We start from the raw sequence: 17,608 nt of genomic DNA, 5'->3' as shown, positions 1-17,608 counted from the left end.
GGAGAACGGCTCATGCGCATCCTGCTGCTCTCTCAATTCTATCCTCCGGTGATCGGAGGGGAGGAGCGGCACGTTCGCAATCTTGCCGCCGCGCTGACGCAACGGGGACACCATGTAATCGTCGGGACCACGATGCATCCTGGATCGCCGGAGATCGAATCGGACGGCGCGGTCCGCGTGCATCGCCTGCGCGGCACGCTTCAGCGCCTGTCGGCGCTCCACGCCGATTCCGAACGACGCCATGCACCACCCTTCCCCGATCCCGAACTGGTCCTGGCGTTGAAGCGGCTTTGCGCCCACGAGAGGCCGGACGTCGTCCATGCCCATAACTGGATCTACGCCTCTTTCCTGCCGGTGAAACCGCTGAGCGGAGCGCGGCTCGTGGTCACGCTCCACGATTACGGCCTCGTCTGCGCCAAGAAGAACTTCATGCATCTGGGCACGCATCCGTGCAGCGGCCCGACACTGACGAAGTGCCTGTCCTGCGCCACGCGCCACTACGGTACGGTGAAGGCAACCGCGACCACGTTGGGCAACATGGGGGCGAGCTTTGCGGCCCGGCACATGGTGGACCGCTTCATTCCGGTGAGCCATGCAGTCGCGCGTAACACCGGGCTCGCCGGGAGCGATACGCCTTATGAGGTCATCCCCAACTTCGTGCCCGACGATGTCGGAGTGCCTGGCCCGGAAGATCCGCGGCTCGATCAGTTGCCTGCGGACGGCTTCATCCTGTTCGTGGGCGACATGATGCGCCTCAAGGGCATCGACGTTCTGCTGAAGGCTTATGCAGGTCTGGAGCGGGCGCCGCCGCTCATCCTGATCGGGCGCCGGGCCCCCGATACGCCGGCCGAATTTCCGCCGAACGTTCATGCGCTCGGCACCTGGCCGCATTCTGCTATCATGCATGCATGGCGGCGCTCGCTGTTCGGTGTCCTGCCGTCGGTTGGGCCGGAAGCCTGTGCGACCGTGATCATGGAGGCGATGGCGTGCAGCAAGGCCGTTGTCGCGACCGATACCGGCGGCATGCCTGACCTCGTCGACGCCGGCGAGACCGGCCTTCTCGTGCCTACCGGCGATGCGGATGCGTTGCGCGAAGCGATGCAAAGACTTCTCGATGATCGCGCTCTGCTCGCCCGCCTGGGAGCGACCAGTCTCGCCCGAGTGGATCGTCTCAAGGCGAACGCCGTCGTGACCCGGATCGAGCAGGTCTACCGCGAAGTCCTGCGCCCGGCGGCCAGCCGGGCTCAAGTGGCGACGCAGCAGATCACGGGAGAACCACCGTGCCGGTAGCAATCGCCAGGACGGCTTTCGTGCGCGTGCGCAAGGCGCTTCAGGAAAACGCCACGCTCGCAACGAATTCCGGCGCTCTTGCGATTGGAACTGTCGCAACGGCCGGTCTTGGCTTCGTTTATTGGTGGCTGGCCGCCCGGACATTCCCGCCGGAAGCGTTCGGCAACGCATCCGCCCTGCTGTCCGTGATCGGCCTCATCGGTCTGCTGGGGGAAGCAGGGCTCGGGACGTTGCTGATTGGCGAAATCGTCCGGCATCCAAACAAGACGCCTGCTCTTGTCGGCGCGGCAGCATCGATCGGGGTGGCGCTGGCGATTGGCTTGGCCTTGTTGTTCGTTTTCGGAGCGCGTCTCCTCGGGTCTGCCAATCTGATCGGCGGATGGCTCGCGGGTGTTGTGTTTGTGCTCGGCTGTGGTCTGACTGCTCTCATCACGGTCATCGATCAGGCGTTCATAGGCAGCCTGAACAGCACCAGCAGGATGATCCAGCAGGTCCTTTTCTCCGTGTTCAAGCTGATGCTGATTGCCGCTGCCGTCGTTGTCAGCCAAACCTCCAGCACCGCGATCCTCCTGACCTGGGTGGCGGGTCTGCTGACGTCGCTGATCGCGGTCGACCTCTTGACCAGGGGCGGCGTCCGCCGTCTCGTCGGAATCCCCGACTTTCGCCTGCTCAATACGTTCCGGCGTAAAGTGTTCGACCACTATGCGCTCGATGTCGCCTTGCAGGCTCCGGGCATTATCGTGCCCTACCTCGTGCTGGTGCTTCTGTCACCGGCGAGCACGGCGGCCTTCTCAGCGCTCTGGATGCTGGTCTCCGTGGCCTCGGTGATCCCGGCAGTCCTGGCCACGGTTCTGTTCCCGGTCGTCAGGGCGGGTCCGAACAGGTCGCAGCACCATTTCCGCGTGTCGCTTACGGTATCGTTGTTGTTCTCGCTGGCCTGCGCTGTCTTCATCTTCTTCTGTTCAGAACGTATCCTGGAGATCTTCAATCCGGCCTACCGCGCGATCGCGGGGTCAGATCTGCGCCTTCTTGGCTTCAGTCTGCTGGGATCGACGCTCAAATTCCACGCCTGCACGCTGGCGCGGTTGGGCGACGCGATGCGCAGGGCGTCCCTTCCGTTCGCGCTCGGCGGCTTGCTGGAGTTGGGCCTCCTGATCGCCGGAGCGAAGCTTGGTGGGCTCGAAGGTCTCGTCATCGGCTGGACGATCGCCGTCAGCATCGAGGGCCTATGCGTAGGCCTCATTTGGATCTTTGCGGCGCGTTTGGGTATTTCCACGAGTCCCTCGTCTGAATTCATCGCCCCGCCGCCGCTCCAGATCTAGGGGATTTCCTGTCATGACGCATGATTATCGAACGCAACCAGAGCATCTGCCGGACACCGGAAAGGGAGGAATTGGCATTATGAACGCGAACCAGCTTTCTCTGTCACGTGCGCGTCCTACGCCGCGCTATCCCCATCCCGGCAGTTCAACCGCGATCGGAAGCAATGTTGCCTACAGACTCGGGAAATTGAAAGACCTGGGACTGCTGCACGGCGTCTGGCTCGACTGCGGCTGTGCCAATGGCGACTACACTGAAGCCCTGGTCGTCTGGGGCACGCAGAAAGCCATCGGTGTCGATCCCGAACAATCCAGCATCGATCGCGCGCAAACAGGCAAATGGCGAACAGCTTGTTCGGCCGCTGGACGCGGTCGAGTACCACTGCTGTACCGACAACTTTCCCCTACCGGATGCGTCCGTCGGTGCGGCGTCGTTGAACGAGGTTCTCGAGCACGTTGTCGATGAGGCGGCTACGTTGGGCGAAATTCGGCGGGGGCTCCGGCCGGGCGGTCATCTGGTTGTGATGAGTCCAAATCGCTGGTTTCCGTTCGAGGGGCACGGTATGCGGGTTCTGGGTCACGATTTCGGTTTCCCTATCCCGCTCCTTCCCTGGCTGCCGAGTTCGTGGTCTGCACGGGCGATGGCTGCACGGAATTACTGGCCTCATGAATTGCGCGACATCGTAGCTGCGGCTGGCTTCGAGATCCAGAAGGTGGATTATGTGCTGCCGGTGTTCGAACTCTACCGATGGCTGCCGACGAGTGTGATATCGATATATCGACGGCTCATGCCGCAGATCGAAAAGACGCCTTTGCGAAAATTCGGCGTTTCAACCCTGATCGTAGCAACCCGGCCTCTCAATTCCTGAGGTATGAGGTTGTAAAGCGGGTCAGGCAAGACACCGATGCGTTGCGGTCGCCTCTGCAACTCACATGTCAATTCTGGAACGGCAGAAACAAACGCCCGCCGGCATGACCTCGATGCGGGCGAGCGCGACGACGTGGCGATCAATCATATCCGCCTGCGGATAGAGCAGCTTGCCGAGTGTTGCAATCCAAGCGTTGCAATCCAAGCGTTGCAATCCAAGCGTGGCGATGGACCAAGTGTTGCAATGAACCAAGTGTTGCAATCGACAACGGTTAAAGGTTGCCGGGAGGCATCAGCCTGACAGCAACCGTTCGTTCCTCAGTCCTGTGCGATCGTGTGAACGATCTTCTGATCGCCGGCGTGGCCTCCGACCGGCGGCGATCCCTCGTTCGGCGCAGCGGCCGGCGTTATCGTGGCCGACGATGACGCCGGCAGTCCGGTCGCCGCGCCTGCTTCCGTGGTGATGTCAACGAGATCACCCGGCTGCAGCAGCGTCAAACCACTGGCGGCGATGTCGATCGGCCCGGTCGCCGTCCGCCGCACGATTCGGTAGGTTGCGCCGCTCCCCTCCTTCGAGGATATGAACGAGGCGCGAGTCACCGGCAAATTCTTCAGGATACCTTCGCTGGTGTTGAGTTCGCGCTCATTGTCCGCGATCTGACGCTCGACGGCATCGATCTCGGTCGCCAGATTGTTCTCGAGATCGGCCTTGCTCTTGAGGCCGTCCGCCTCCAGGGAGGCGAGCCGCTGCTTGGCTATCCCATACTGGTTGATGGCGTCCTGCCGGCGCTGCTCGGCGTCGGACAATTCGCCCTCGACCTGGCTCAACATGGACTTGGCGACAACTTTGCGGTCCACCAGCGAACGTATGTTGTCGACGCGGTCCTGACGCGTCTTGACAAGCTTGTCGAGCGACGTCGTATGGCCATACATAAGGAGCTCCTGCTTGGCGGACTCGATGGAACTCATGATCGCCCGCCTCCCGTCCTCGTGCGCCTGAGCAATGGGCTTGCGTCTGTCTTTCTGCTGATTGACGAGGCGGGTGGCCTCGGTCTCGCCGACCAAATCTATCAGATGGGGCGGGGTCTTGGGTGTCGTCCCGTCGCGTTCGGCCTTCAGAACCGCGTCGCGCGCGATCAATCTGACCAGGGTATCCGCCGCCCCGCCCCGCTTCTGAACTTCCCGAACGGCCTCGACCTTCGACCACGGATCGCCCGTGCCTCGATCGAGGCCGCCAGCCATCGCGATGGCGTGCAAGACCGTCGCGCCGGGCACGTACTTGAAAGAGCCGGGGTTCTTGACCGGCCCCAAAACATAAATCGGCGCTCGCTCCAGCAACACGACGTTGACCATCCCCTTGTGACCCAGAAGATGTTCGAAGGCCTTATCCACGGCGGCGTGCACCTGCGGCGCGGACTGGCCAGCAACCGGAATGGAGTGGAGCAAGGGTATGGAAATCGTGCCGTCCTCCTGGACGGTGTATTCTCCGCTCAGTTCCGGACGCAACTGGATCCCGCTCAAGGCCGAAGACACGCGTCCCCACTTATCCTGCTCGACATTCAGGCGCTCGTAGAAGGAGATCTTGAGCTTGTCGCCGACACCGAACGACAGTCCGTTCTTGGCGGACATCGCGATGTTAGCGGTGTTGGCGCGCTCGCCGCCTGAGCCGGCGCCTGGCCCGACCGCATCGGTCGCGACATGAACCAGTGCATTCGGTGACGATACGGTCAGCGGGGAGTAGTCAGCTACGACTTGCTGCGGCTGATCGTGCGGGCTCGGATTGGCGGCAAGAGCCTTTTGCACCACGCCACCGGAGAGGTCACCGACCAGGTTATTGCTCTTGAGTTTCGCGTCCGCCGGCGGTCCGTCCATCAGCACGACGGCAAGTCCAGACGCTCCGGCCGTGAGCAGGATCGTGAGCAGGATCGGCTTCACGATTTCTCTGCGAGGAGACGGACTCGAACTCGAAGATGTATCTGGCGCCTTGAGTGAAGACGGCAGACAGGCTCGGAAGAAATCGCGTTGGGCGCCCATGGCACGTCACCTTCTATAGCGATTTTCTACGGGGCGATACCGTCCCGGAACCGGGCACAGTAAGGCTCTATCATCGCTATGCTGACGCGTCGGGACCGGAGGTACAAACTCCCTTTGTGGGCACCCCTTTCGGAGTACCTGCCGCAGCGTTTGCAACGACGCTTTCGGCGCGGCCACTGAAGCCTTTCTAATGGCGACCGGCAGCCGTTTGCTTCGGTACCGCTTGCTCCAGCCCGAGACCAGGCCAGACGTGCAGTCATCACTCTTGTCACGTCCGCCACCGGCGATCGCATCGGACGATTTAATCTATCCGACGAAAGATCATGGCTCTGCGGCTCCGAACATCAGACGGCCGGCTCCTCAATCGCGGTGCAACATGGTGCTGTTTGCGGAAAAGAAAAAATCGCTATTCCGAGGCAGCGAATTGGAGGAACCGGAGAATGGCTTTGGAGCAACTTCATCGTCATCAGGCTTGTGAGACGCCGAATGGACTATCAATGGTTGAGGGCAACGGCGCAGGTGTTCGCGCATTGCGGGCGCTAACGCCAATCGTTGCAATGCGAACCCGGAGTATCTGGATAGTGGAAGGCGTGCAAACGAAGAGCACACGTTTCAAACCCAATCGATTCAACAGATGCGGCCGCTAACAGAAGGTCCCTCCGACATCAAATTTGAAGGTAAAAAATCAGACGACGGATTTCGGTGATAGTTTCACCGGGCCACTCTATTCCGAAACGATAGGATCTGGCTGCAAGCTTCTCTCACTCAAGACGGAATCGTCGCGCGGTCTGGACTCGCTCGCCGACGGGATTGTTGTTCCGGCAGAAGCCGCCCACATCGACGCCTTATTTTCTACCCTCCTCGATTATTTTGTCGCCATCATTGCTGGCCACAGCACAGTCGCGGATTGGGGGTTCTCTAAGATCATCGATGGGGATAATGGATGGCTCTATCTACACCGGCGGGCTACAGCTCAGGCGACCTGGTTTTCCAGGAAGACTTCAATGGGACGACACTCGGCAGCACCTGGCATAATTACATTACGAGCAATGCCGCCAAAGGCGCACCCTGGAATGATAACGGATCTGGCGGAAGCGGACCGGGCGGTCAATACGACGCCGACTACCATATGCCGAGCCAGGTGGCCGTGAGCAACGGCACGTTGAACCTAACGGCGACTAAGGCGTCCATAACCGGCAATAATCAGGGGAAGACACAGACATTTCCGATCACGTCCGGCGCCGCCAGCAGCTACGGGAATTTCGAATTCACGGGCGGCTACCTTCAGATCAGCATGAAGGCGCCAAGCGGTGACGGCGCATGGCCGGGTCTCTGGCTGCTGCCGGGGAAAGGCGCGGGCAACAGCGGCGATAATTTTGAGATCGATATGCAGGAAGGCGGGTACACCGGCTCGGGCCCGGCTAACCAGGCATTCTCAGCCGGTCTTCACACGCCGAACGGCACCTTCCAAAAAGTCGTCGACAGCGGCGTCGATCTCACGGCCGGCTTTCATACATATGGCATCGATTGGGTGCCGGGTAAGTCGATCACTTGGTACCTCGACGGAAAGCAAATGGCGCAAGTCACCAGCGCGGAGAAGCCGATTCCATCGCAGCCGATGCAACTGATCATGGACAATCAGGTCGCGAATTCCAACACGGCCGGTTGGCATACGGTCCTGAACAACTCGACTCCCTCGTCGATGCTGATGCAGGTCGATGCGATTCAACTCTATCAAACGCCGGGCAGCGGCAACACTGTCACGGGCGCAAACGTCAGTGCATCGAACCCGCCACCCGTAACCACTCCTCCGGTCACAGATCCTCCGGTAATCACGCCCCCGACAACCACGCCTCCCGAGGTTCGGCCTACGGTGACGCAAGCAACAGCTTCGCCGGGAAAAGGCGTCGAGCACGTCGGCGACAAAGTCACACTGACGCTCGGTTTCAACGAAGCGGTGACGGTGACGGGCAAGCCCACGCTGACGCTCAATGACGGCGGCACCGCCACCTATGTCGGCGGCTCCGGAACAAACGCGCTCACGTTCCAGACCACCGTGGCGGCGACGAATACCAGCACCTCCGCGCTCGCCATCACGAAGGTCAATCTTCCAGGCGGGGCGAGCGTCAAGGACGCGAGCGGTCTCTCTGCGAATCTCTCGGGTGCGGTGAAGACATTCGCCGGCCTTCAGATCGATCCGTCGCCGGTGAGTTCGTCGGGAGACGGAACGGAAACCGGAACGACGACACCACCGGTCATCACCCCTCCGGCCACCTCGACAGCCACCAAGCCCGTTCTCTCGGTGGCGGACCACTCGCTGTCAGTGGACGCTCACGGCTCGATCGATCTGGGACTCAGTGTCAAGTCATCCGATCCGAACGACTCCGTAAGCGTAAACATCAAGGGGTTGCCGCGATACGAGACGATAACCTCCAATAGCGATGGCAAAACGTTTAGGGGAAACAACATTACCCTGACTGCCGCGCAGGTCGACGGCGGATTGACGCTGCATTCCAATTATAGGGGCTCGGGCCATCCGGTTGCGACGCTTACGGCAACGGCAACCGGGAAGGATCCTGTCACCGGTGCCGTTGCGACCTCGGCGGCACAGACCATCACCGTGACCGATCCTCCGGCCGCATCAGCCGGGACTTCTCCTCCGGCCGCATCAGCTGGGACTTCGCATTGTCATGCAAATCACAGCTTCGCGCTGCTGAACCAGTATCTGGCCGGCGGCGGATTCTCGGGGCGGATGGATCACGGACAGATCGCCACGGCCGCATCGAAGGCCTCCACTTGGCTGAACGAGTCATTCCTGACCCGACCTCGGCATTAAGCAACTAGAGCGGGATGAGGAAAAGTGTGTAGCGGTTTTCCGCCCGCATCCCGCTTCTCAAAATACTGGAATCGATAACGTTCATGATTTTGGATCGATTCGATCCAAAATCATCGTGATCTAGTGGTTCGATTCTAACATTTGCGTCCCGTTTCAACGGACGCTTTTGCAAATGTTAGCGTGCCCAGACGCCCGGCTTCGGCCGGGCGCCTGACGAATTTAGCGTCTGTGGGCACGCCACCCTTGTTACTGCTGCTTGCTTGAGGTCACACACGATCGCGGAGAGCTGAGCCAGAATGGCGATGCAAAATGAGAACGTTCAGACGGACGACACAGGGCTTCTTGCCCTTTGGCTTTTCCTGCGCCTTCAGGGCGTGAATGCTGCGCTCGATCAGATTCGCGAGCGCTGTGGAACCCCGACCGTCGGCATCCGCGCGATGCTCCGCTGTGCCGGACAACTTGGAATCGGTGTGGGTTCGTGCACAACGCACTGGACGCAACTGGTCAGCATCCGGCTGCCCGGAATCGTTTCTCTGCGGGACGGAGGATTTCTGCTTCTTGGACGGGCCGACGACAACGGGGCGCTGGTCCTGTATCCATCCTCATCGCATCCCAAGTTGATAACACGTGCCGAATTCGAGGCGATCTGGGATGGCCGCGTGGTTTCCGCCGGGTCGGCCGGCACCATGCAGCGCGTTCGCCAGGTTTTTTCCGACAGCGTCCGCCGGGTTTTTGCCGACATACGTATCGGTTCGCAAAGTTGGGCAGAGCGCGCTCGTCATGCCCTTGCCGACGCATCCGTCCGGGTACGCGGACTGGTGCAACAGATGCGCCGCGTCGACCGAAGCGAAATTGCCGCCGAGGCGACGCAGGCGGAATCCGCAGACGACGGCGAGTGCGGTCTGCTGGCATTGGTGACCTTGTTGCGGTGCCACGGCATCGGCGCTGATCCAGCACAAATCCGGCATCAACTGGGCGTCACGCGAGTCGACGTTGCCAGCATGCTGCGTTGCGCCAAGGATTTCGGGCTCAAGGCCCGTCTACAAAAGACCAGTTGGAGTCGGCTCGCCGTCACCCCGCTGCCGGGCATTGCCGTTCTGCGCGACGGCCGGTTTCTGATCCTCGGCAAGATCGTCGATGAGAAAATCCTCGTGCAATGGCCAACGGTGCCGCAGCCCGAAACAATGACACAGGCCGAACTCGAGGCTATTTGGGACGGCAACATCGTGCTGATGGCACGTCGCGCGTCGCTTGCGGATCTCTCCCGACGGTTCGACATCACCTGGTTTCTCGGTGCGATCCACAAGTACCGCCGCCTTCTGGGCGAAGTGCTGATCGCATCTTTCTTCCTTCAGCTTTTCGGCGTCATTTCGCCCCTGTTCTTCCAGGTCGTCATCGACAAGGTACTCGTGCATCAAAGCATGAGCACGCTCGACGTCCTGATCATTGGCCTGGTCTCGCTGACCCTTTTCGAGGCTATTCTCGGCACGCTGCGCGTCTATGTATTCGCCCATACGACAAATCGGATCGACGTCGAACTCGGCGCCCGGCTGTTTCGACACTTGATGGCGCTGCCAATTGCTTATTTTCAGGCCAGACGCGTCGGCGACTCTGTCGCGCGCGTGCGCGAGCTAGAGAACATCCGTCAGTTCCTGACCAGTTCGGCGCTGACGCTCGTGATAGACTTCCTGTTCACCTTCGTCTTTCTCGCGGTCATGTTCTATTACTCGACCTCGTTGACGTTCGTCGTCCTGGCGTCGTTTCCGTTTTATATCGGCATTTCCGCAGGCGCGGCGCCGCTGTTCCGCCGGCGCCTTGACGAGAAATTCGATCGCGGCGCCGAGAATCAGGCCTTCCTCGTCGAGAGCGTGACCGGCGTCGAGACGCTTAAGGCAATGGCGGTCGAGCCTCAGATGCAGCGCCGCTGGGAGGAGCAGCTTGCCGCTTATGTATCGGCAAGCTTCCGCGTCCTCAGCTTGAACAATTCGGCGAGTCAGGCGGTCCAGGCCGTCAACAAGCTGGTCATCGCCGCAATACTTTACTTCGGCGCCAAGGCTGTGATCGGAGGCGAGATGTCCGTCGGCGAGCTTGTCGCATTCAATATGCTGGCCGCCCGCGTGAGCATGCCGGTGCTGCGGCTCGCGCAGCTCTGGCAGGATTTCCATCAGGCGCGCCTGTCGGTCGACCGGCTCGGCGACATTCTCAACACGATACCAGAGCCAAGCTTCAGTCCCGGACGTGCTGCATTGCCGGCGATCCGTGGCCAGATCACTTTCGATCATGTGACCTTCCGGTATCGCATTGACGGTCCCGAAGTGCTGCATGACGTGTCCTTCAGCGTCCAGCCCGGTCAGGTCGTCGGCGTGGTCGGCTCATCTGGCTCCGGCAAGAGCACCGTCGCCAAGCTGATTCAACGTCTCTATGTGCCGGAAAGCGGGCGTGTCCTGATCGACGGTGTAGATCTTGCCATGGTGGATCTTGCATGGCTTCGCCGGCAGACCGGCGTCGTGCTCCAGGAGAACGTGCTCTTCAATAGCTCTATTCGAGAGAACATCGCGCTCGCCGATCCGGCAGTCCCCATGGAACGCATTATTGCGGCGGCCGAGCTCGCGGGTGCTCACGACTTCATCCTGGAACTTCCCGAAGGCTACGATACCGTCGTGGGCGAGCGCGGCAGCAGCCTCTCGGGCGGGCAACGCCAGCGCGTCGCAATCGCCCGCGCCCTCATTATGGATCCGCGCATCCTGATTCTCGACGAGGCCACCAGCGCCCTGGACTACGAAAGCGAGCGGGCCATCCAGCAGAACATGAAACGGATTGCCGCCGGCCGGACGGTTTTTGTCGTCGCCCATCGGCTTTCGACAGTACGCCAGGCCGACCGCATCATCACGATCGAACGAGGCCGCATCGTCGAGGATGGCCGTCACGACGAGCTGATCCGCTCAAACGGACGCTATGCGAAGCTGCATCTTCTACAAGCGGGTATCCATGACGCCAGCTAGCAAGAACGTCGTCGCTTTTCCACGGGCCGAAATCCGCCGCCGCGAGGCCGAAATCGCGTTTCTGCCTGCGGCACTCGAGATCGCGGAGACGCCCCCCTCGCCGGTCGGGCGCGCAATCGCAGCGAGCATCATCGCGGTTTTTTGCGTCGCACTGGCGTGGGCGTCGCTCGGCAAAGTCGATATCGTCGCAACGTCGACTGGCAAGATCGTGCCCGGGGGACGGACCAAGCTGGTCCAGCCATTCGAGACGGGCGTGGTCCGCGCGATCCATGTGCGGGACGGCCAGACCGTCAAGGCCGGCGACGTCTTGATCGAACTCGACCCCACGATGACCGAGGCCGATCAGGAACGCCAGAAAAGCGATCTCATCGGCGCCGAACTCGACGCCGCGCGACTGCGAGCGGCACTCGCGGACGATTCGCTTGCCGCGTTCCATCCCCCTCAGGGCGCAAGCGCCGCAAAAATCGAGATGCATCGTCAATTTCTGATCAGTGAGCGCGCCGAGCAGGATGCCAAACTTTCGGAGATCGCACGCCAGCTAAGCCAGAAGGAAGCCGAGCGGGCAACGACGTCCGCAGGCGTTGCGAAGGTTCAGGCGACCATTCCGGTGCTGCAGGAGCGGGTCAACATTCACAAGACGCTCCTCGACAAGGGATTGGCGTCGAAGGTCGTTTATCTCACCGAATTACAGGATCTGGTTGGACTCCAGCAGGATGTCACCGTCCAGCAAAGCAAGCTTCGCGAAGCCGATGCGGCGATCGCTCTGCTGAAGGAGACGAGGGAAAAGACTGCCGTGGAGTATCGGCGTGCCGTGTATGACGCGTTGACCAAGGCGCAGCAGAAGGTCGCGAGTCTTACGCAAGACGTGGTCAAGGCGGATCAGCGGACCAAGCTCCAGAGCCTGGTCGCACCAGTCGACGGCGTCGTGCAGCAGCTCGCCGTTCATACGGTGGGAGGCGTGGTGACGCCCGCTCAGGTGCTTGCAGTGGTGGTTCCGACCGAAGCCCCTCTCGAGATCGAGGCCATGGTATCCAATCGCGATATCGGGTTCGTTCATGCCGGTCAGAAGGCGGAAATCAAGGTCGACACATTCAACTTCACTCGCTATGGGCTCCTTCATGGTGAGGTGCTCAGCTTGTCCTCGGACGCCATTACCCGCGACAAACAACAGAATGCGTCGAATGACCGGACTGCGGGAGCAGCAGCTACCAGCGAGCCGCGAGGTCAGGAACTGGAATATGCCGCGCGCGTCTCGCTCGACCGCACCGACATGCAGGTGGACGAAAAGCTCGTCAAGCTGAGCCCCGGGATGGCCGTGACTGTCGAGATCAAGACAGGCTCGCGCAGGATCATCAGCTATCTGCTGTCACCGCTGGCAAAATACAAGCAGGACGCCTTACGGGAGCGGTAGCGGATGCTCAACGTCGTGTCGCCAGTCTTCCGACAGTTCGCCAATACCTCCGGACGTGAAGCCGTCAATGCGGCTGGCCAAAACGTCCGAGCGCATCTAACTTTCGGTGCGTCATCACGACGACCCAATTCTCTTTATCGCGGAAATCACCGCGACGGAGCTTGAAAGCGACTCGTTTGCATCGACGACCGGGTGGGAGGTGCCGTTTACCGGTTGTGCCAGCATCGGGTGGTTCATCCCCCAAATCGCGGCCTGCGTTCGATTCTGGACCCGGATCTTGCGCAGAATCGCCTTGACGTGGACCTTTACGGTTGCCTCTGCGATATCGATTTTTCGCGCAATGCACTTGTTGGAATTGCCGCCGATCAGACAACGCAAAATTGCCAGCTCTCTCGGCGAAAGCTGCGGCGCGGTCGCATCCTCTCGGGTGACAAGGATCGCGCCGTCGTCTTCGCCGGAGTCCGCGGCTTTTCGTCGAGGCTCGCTCTTGGTATCGAGAGTTGATGTCAGGAATGCCGGCGGGAAAACCGTCTCACCCATCATCACCAACTCGATGGATTTGACGAATGCATCGCAGGACATCGTGCTTACAAGATAACCGGCGGCGCCGACCTGAAATACCAGATCCGGCTCGGTCGACCTATAGTGATCCGCCACAACCACAATGCGTCCGCTCGGATAATGATCTCTCACAAGGTTGATCTGTTCAACGGCGAGATCAAAGTCATCGCTGGTATGGACAACCAGAAACAGCAGTTGCGGCCCTCGAAATCCACCTGTCAATTCATCGGGAGACGATACCGATGCCCGGACACGAAAGTTCTCCGCGCGCAATATTCGGGCAATGCCCTCTCTAATTAAAACACCCTTTCCTATGAGAATGGTTTCAAAGGTTTGATGCCTCCTCATTTGACCCTCCTGGTCAGTACGCAACTGGAGCTTCGAAACACGGTTTGAGCACTCTCCGAAGCTACCCTTTGGAACCGGGGCAGCCGACGACCAAGAAACGCTTCTCTGCCTCAAATCCGCAATTCTGTTCTCCTCAAGTCCGTCGAGCCTTCTGCCCGAAAGTTCAAATTATATATGAAAACTGCTCTTGGGTTCCCGGAGCGGAACCCCAAGACCAGTTGCTATCAGATGATGGATGCGACCATTCGTCGGAAAGAGAGGAGTAATATGTCGTTGAGGAAAACCCATTTGAAATTCTCACTAAACTCCAGCGCGAGCTACGGAAATGACCATCATCCCGCTCGACAATTCGCCTAGTGTGGCGGTTCGCGAAGCATCACGACGACTTCGCAGTGCAACAATAGACCAAGCAAAGCATTGGTGGCTCTCAAAATAAGTTGAATTTGCTGTTCTCGACAACCGGATCTGATGACGTCGGTACGGTCGATATCCGGGTACCTGCGCCTCACATGCCTTGTCGGAACCGGTCGCCCTTGTGCTGGCGCCGATCGCCGCTCGGCCGATGCCAACCTCAGACGCGGCTTTGCATCATCGCATCTCGGTCACTACCGGGATGCGATCGACGATTCCAATGCTGTGCTGAAGATCATGCCAGGATCAAGCAGAGCGCTCGCATGGCGCGGCATCTTAACCAGTAAATTCAGTGCCGTTGCCCGCCAGAAGTTCTTTCAACTGGCTGCGCATCAGCTCCGCCTTGCTATACACAAGGGCAGCTATCGCGGTCTTATCGACCGCTATAACGATTTGGACGCCTACGTTCACGCATGAAATTCGGCCAAACACATCATCGAAACCCGTAAGTGCATTGCCCAGCGCGGTTTCTAGCCTCACCGCTTCGACCGTGCTCAGTGTGAGCGGATCACCGCCATCGATTGTAAGATCAATCGCGACGATTCCCTTCTGGGGTGGCTCCTCGGCAGCAGAACTAGCACCAAGCGTCCAACTGCTCATTGCTTCGCCCTCCCCACTATCTTGGAATCTTGGACGCCCATTTGCCTAATGCGTTGAGTTGAATCTGTCGGCTCTGCACCTTCGAGCAAAACTCTCGCGGGAGCAACAGTGCATCGGGGACGACGCCATCGTTATCGCAGCCCGGTAGGTCGGCTAGGAGGCCGCCCCAAGCAATGCGCTGGCCAGCAATCCCGCGAACAGCAACAATCCTGCATCGCGGTTTGACTTGAACAACCGCAGGCAGAGGCGTGAATCGCCGATCTCGGTCCGAGCGATCTGCCAGGCGAGATGCGCGGCAAAAGCCGCAAGGCCGATCCATGCCGGCCATCGCGCGCCGGCCAGATGCAACGCAACGCCGATCAGTACGACGGCCAGCCCGTAGAAGATCGCAAGCGCGGAACGCGTGCGCTCGCCGAACAGCAATGCCGTCGACTTGATGCCGATCAGCGCATCGTCTTCCGTGTCCTGATGGGCATAGATCGTGTCATAGCCAATCACCCATGCGATCGACCCCGCATACAGCGCCAGCGCGGCCGCATCGATGCGGCCCAGCATCACCGCAAACCCCATCAGCGCGCCCCACGAAAACGCGAGGCCGAGCACGACCTGCGGCCAGTTAGTCATGCGCTTCATGAAGGGATAGATCGCGACGACGACGAGCGAGGCGATTCCGGTCGCAACGGCAAAGCGATTGAATTGGAGTAGCACGACCAGCCCCACCAGCGCCTGCGCCACGAGAAACACAAAGGCCTGCGTCACCGTCACCTGTCCCGCCGGAATCGGACGCGACCGCGTCCGCTCCACCCGCGCATCGAGATCGCGGTCGGTGATGTCGTTCCAGGTGCAGCCGGCGCCGCGCATGGCGAATGCGCCAATGAAAAACAGCACGACGGTCAGGGGCAGCCGGCTAACGCCATGGGCAACGCCCGCAGCCAGCGCCGCCGACCACCAGCATGGCAACAGCAGCAGCCACGCCCCGATCGGCCGGTCCAGCCGCGATAGCCTGAGATAGGGCCGCGACCACATCGGCGCGCGGCTGTCGACCCAGTTGCCGGCGGAGTCCGCGACGCGTGCCGCCGTATCGCTCATCGGAGACCGGTCATCGGGTGAGAACGTTGCCACTCAAGGTGTCGAACGTGCTGCCACCCTTCTTCGATGTGGTCGCCTCCGGCATGCCGCCGGCCGACCCGAGAACTTCGCTCAGGCTCGGGCCAGCCGGAGCGCGCATCTTTGCCTGCTTGGCCACGTCACAAACCTTCCGAAGCATGGCTTCCGTCGCCTTGTGGTTGGTGCGCATCTGCTTCCCGACATTGTCGGGAATTCCGCACTTCGCGGAATGCGTGTCGATGAATTTGACCATTTTGATTTCAGCCTGCGAATATTGTCCGATCAGTTTGCAAGCCTCATCCGGCGGCGCATGACGGGCGCCGGCGGCCTGAATCAGTTTGCCGCGCTTTTCCGCCGCTTCACGCAGGGGCACAAACTCCTTCATGCATTCCTCACCGCCGGGCGGACCCGCTTGCCGCGGAGGAGGTGCGCCAAAGCCGCCGAGCATCGGAGCCGCGCCGCCGGAGGGAAATGCGGCAGGCGCGCCGGCTTTCGCAGAGGTCGTTCCGTTGACGGGGGGAAACGCGGAATCCTGACGCGGCGCGGCCGTGCTTCGCGCAGACGCTCCGTTGACCGGCGGAAAGGCCGGATCGTTGGGAGTGCCGACCGATCCCCTTACGGGCGGAAACGCCGGATCTTTAACCGTTCCGACCGCGCCATTGGGCAACGGCGCCGGAAACGGAGTCTGGCCAATCGCGTCGGTGACGCTGGTGGCGAGCACCGCAAGGATCAGTGGAACGATCAGGCGTCGGACGATCACAATATTCCTCCGGCAGGGTCAAATGTCCCCGAAGCCTTCGCAACGAACGACTTTCCATATTTCCGCGTTTTACGATTCCTGCCGGTTTTTAACAACCCGACGAATTGGGCAAGAGCGCGGCGCTTGGCCGCGCCGGAGGCCGGCGGTCCCGGCCCCCGCAGGTTTCCGGCGGGCAAGCTGGTATCGTAGGAAAGTTCAGGGTTGTTTTCCACGCGGTGGTTTGAGGGCGAGATCGTGTTGGTTTAAAAAGCAGCTCCCGAAGGATTTCAGTCATGCCCGACACGGACTTTCGCAGTCCCCGGCTCTACGTCGATGCGCCACTCGGGCCGGGCGGCAAGGTTCCGCTCGACCGCAATCAGGGCAATTATCTCGGCAACGTCCTGCGCCTCGGATCCGGGGCGGGCGTTCTGGTCTTCAACGGCCGCGACGGCGAGTGGCGGGCGGCGATTTCAGGTCGCAAGCGCCCGGAATGCCTGGATATCGTCGCCGCGACCAGGGCGCAGGACCACCTGTCCGACCTGCATTATGTGTTTGCGCCGCTGAAACACGCCCGGCTCGACTACATGGTCCAGAAAGCGGTAGAAATGGGGGTCTCCGCACTGCAACCTGTCCTGACCCGCTTTACCCAGGTGGCTCGCGTCAACGGCGAACGGATGCGCGCCAACGTCGTCGAGGCGGCCGAGCAATGCGGCATCCTGAGCATTGCCGCGGTCGAGGAGCCGGTGACCCTGGATCGCTGGCTCGGCCGGCGCGCTCCGGAACGCCTGCTGGTGTTCTGCGACGAGGCCGCCCTGGTGACAAATCCGGCGGCGGCGCTGGAACCCATGCGCGGCGCCGCGCACGGCATCGATGTTCTGGTCGGCCCCGAAGGCGGCTTTGCCGAAGACGAGCGGGCCAATCTGCTGCGCCAGCCGAAAATTCTGCGGCTGTCGCTGGGGCCACGGATCCTGCGCGCCGATACCGCCGCTGTCGCCGTCCTCGCCCTTATTCAGACCGCGTTGGGCGACTGGACGGACGAATCAAAACACGCGCAGGTTGAGATTTCGACAACTCGTTAAGCC

The 17,608-nt window shown here is 60.8% G+C and carries 13 protein-coding genes; 7 read left to right on the top strand and 6 right to left on the bottom strand.

All coding sequences use genetic code 11. The features are described from left to right. The first annotated feature begins 12 nt into the window (after positions 1-12). From V4R08_RS00800 to V4R08_RS00790, 3 genes are all read left to right on the top strand, one after another. A complete protein-coding gene (locus tag V4R08_RS00800; protein WP_335577589.1) occupies positions 13-1,290 on the top strand; it encodes a glycosyltransferase family 4 protein in 1,278 nt (425 codons plus the stop codon). Then, the gene (locus V4R08_RS00795) at positions 1,281-2,612 is read left to right on the top strand and encodes an oligosaccharide flippase family protein (RefSeq protein WP_335577588.1); all 1,332 of its coding nucleotides are present in this window, start codon (positions 1,281-1,283) and stop codon (positions 2,610-2,612) included. Before V4R08_RS00800 ends, V4R08_RS00795 begins: the two co-directional genes overlap by 10 nt. 290 nt (positions 2,613-2,902) lie before the next feature. Then, positions 2,903-3,478 (top strand): class I SAM-dependent methyltransferase, encoded by a 576-nt coding sequence (locus V4R08_RS00790; RefSeq protein ID WP_335577587.1) that lies wholly within the window; start codon positions 2,903-2,905, stop codon positions 3,476-3,478. A 60-nt stretch (positions 3,479-3,538) separates the two neighbouring features. On the opposite strand, the gene V4R08_RS00785 is transcribed toward V4R08_RS00790, so the two are convergent. Both V4R08_RS00785 and V4R08_RS00780 read right to left on the bottom strand, forming a co-directional pair. After that, positions 3,539-3,730 (bottom strand): hypothetical protein, encoded by a 192-nt coding sequence (locus V4R08_RS00785; protein ID WP_335577586.1) that lies wholly within the window; start codon positions 3,728-3,730, stop codon positions 3,539-3,541. 65 nt (positions 3,731-3,795) lie between these two features. Beyond that, positions 3,796-5,412: a polysaccharide biosynthesis/export family protein gene (locus V4R08_RS00780; protein ID WP_335577585.1), complete on the bottom strand. Its 1,617-nt coding sequence runs from the start codon at positions 5,410-5,412 to the stop codon at positions 3,796-3,798. A 1,042-nt stretch (positions 5,413-6,454) separates the two neighbouring features. On the opposite strand from V4R08_RS00780, the gene V4R08_RS00775 reads away from it, so the two are divergent. The 3 genes from V4R08_RS00775 (at position 6,455) to V4R08_RS00765 (ending at position 12,760) form a co-directional block, all read left to right on the top strand. Beyond that, positions 6,455-8,347 carry a glycoside hydrolase family 16 protein gene (locus V4R08_RS00775; protein WP_335577584.1) on the top strand — a complete coding sequence of 631 codons (1,893 nt, stop codon included), beginning with the start codon at positions 6,455-6,457 and terminating at the stop codon, positions 8,345-8,347. Positions 8,348-8,643: 296 nt separating this feature from the next. Next, positions 8,644-11,349 (top strand): type I secretion system permease/ATPase, encoded by a 2,706-nt coding sequence (locus V4R08_RS00770; protein ID WP_335577583.1) that lies wholly within the window; start codon positions 8,644-8,646, stop codon positions 11,347-11,349. Continuing rightward, positions 11,336-12,760: an HlyD family type I secretion periplasmic adaptor subunit gene (locus tag V4R08_RS00765; RefSeq protein ID WP_335577582.1), complete on the top strand. Its 1,425-nt coding sequence runs from the start codon at positions 11,336-11,338 to the stop codon at positions 12,758-12,760. Before V4R08_RS00770 ends, V4R08_RS00765 begins: the two co-directional genes overlap by 14 nt. Positions 12,761-12,874: 114 nt before the next feature. On the opposite strand, the gene V4R08_RS00760 is transcribed toward V4R08_RS00765, so the two are convergent. The 4 genes from V4R08_RS00760 to V4R08_RS00745 all read right to left on the bottom strand — a co-directional run bounded on the left by V4R08_RS00760 (position 12,875) and on the right by V4R08_RS00745 (position 16,544). Beyond that, positions 12,875-13,669, bottom strand: coding sequence for a LuxR C-terminal-related transcriptional regulator (locus V4R08_RS00760; protein WP_335577581.1), 795 nt, complete (start codon positions 13,667-13,669; stop codon positions 12,875-12,877). Between the two features lie 687 nt (positions 13,670-14,356). Then, entirely contained in the window at positions 14,357-14,680 is a 324-nt protein-coding gene (locus tag V4R08_RS00755) for a hypothetical protein (protein ID WP_335577580.1), read from the bottom strand. A 153-nt stretch (positions 14,681-14,833) separates the two neighbouring features. Continuing rightward, on the bottom strand, positions 14,834-15,769 hold the full coding sequence (gene ubiA, locus V4R08_RS00750; protein WP_335577579.1) for a 4-hydroxybenzoate octaprenyltransferase: 936 nt from the start codon (positions 15,767-15,769) through the stop codon (positions 14,834-14,836). 10 nt (positions 15,770-15,779) lie between these two features. Further along, positions 15,780-16,544 carry a hypothetical protein gene (locus tag V4R08_RS00745; protein ID WP_442935674.1) on the bottom strand — a complete coding sequence of 255 codons (765 nt, stop codon included), beginning with the start codon at positions 16,542-16,544 and terminating at the stop codon, positions 15,780-15,782. 275 nt (positions 16,545-16,819) lie between these two features. Between V4R08_RS00745 and V4R08_RS00740 the strand changes: the two genes are divergently transcribed. Beyond that, complete coding sequence (locus V4R08_RS00740; protein WP_335577577.1) at positions 16,820-17,605, top strand: 16S rRNA (uracil(1498)-N(3))-methyltransferase; 786 nt, start codon at positions 16,820-16,822, stop codon at positions 17,603-17,605. Positions 17,606-17,608 lie beyond the last annotated feature (3 nt).

The organism is Nitrobacter sp. NHB1 (assembly GCF_036964665.1).
Classification (GTDB): Bacteria; Pseudomonadota; Alphaproteobacteria; order Rhizobiales; family Xanthobacteraceae; genus Nitrobacter.
The sequence above is the reverse complement of the archived record's forward strand: the minus strand, read 5'-3'. Positions and strand labels throughout refer to the sequence as shown.

What these genes read in the sequence shown, in the direction of transcription:
- V4R08_RS00800 (WP_335577589.1), top strand. Translation starts at nt 13, where the DNA reads ATGCGCATCCTGCTGCTCTCTCAATTCTATCCTCCGGTGATCGGAGGG.
- V4R08_RS00775 (WP_335577584.1), top strand. Translation starts at nt 6,455, where the DNA reads ATGGCTCTATCTACACCGGCGGGCTACAGCTCAGGCGACCTGGTTTTC.
- V4R08_RS00770 (WP_335577583.1), top strand. Translation starts at nt 8,644, where the DNA reads ATGGCGATGCAAAATGAGAACGTTCAGACGGACGACACAGGGCTTCTT.
- V4R08_RS00765 (WP_335577582.1), top strand. Translation starts at nt 11,336, where the DNA reads ATGACGCCAGCTAGCAAGAACGTCGTCGCTTTTCCACGGGCCGAAATC.
- V4R08_RS00760 (WP_335577581.1), bottom strand. Translation starts at nt 13,669, where the DNA reads ATGAGGAGGCATCAAACCTTTGAAACCATTCTCATAGGAAAGGGTGTT.
- V4R08_RS00755 (WP_335577580.1), bottom strand. Translation starts at nt 14,680, where the DNA reads ATGAGCAGTTGGACGCTTGGTGCTAGTTCTGCTGCCGAGGAGCCACCC.
- ubiA (WP_335577579.1), bottom strand. Translation starts at nt 15,769, where the DNA reads ATGAGCGATACGGCGGCACGCGTCGCGGACTCCGCCGGCAACTGGGTC.
- V4R08_RS00740 (WP_335577577.1), top strand. Translation starts at nt 16,820, where the DNA reads ATGCCCGACACGGACTTTCGCAGTCCCCGGCTCTACGTCGATGCGCCA.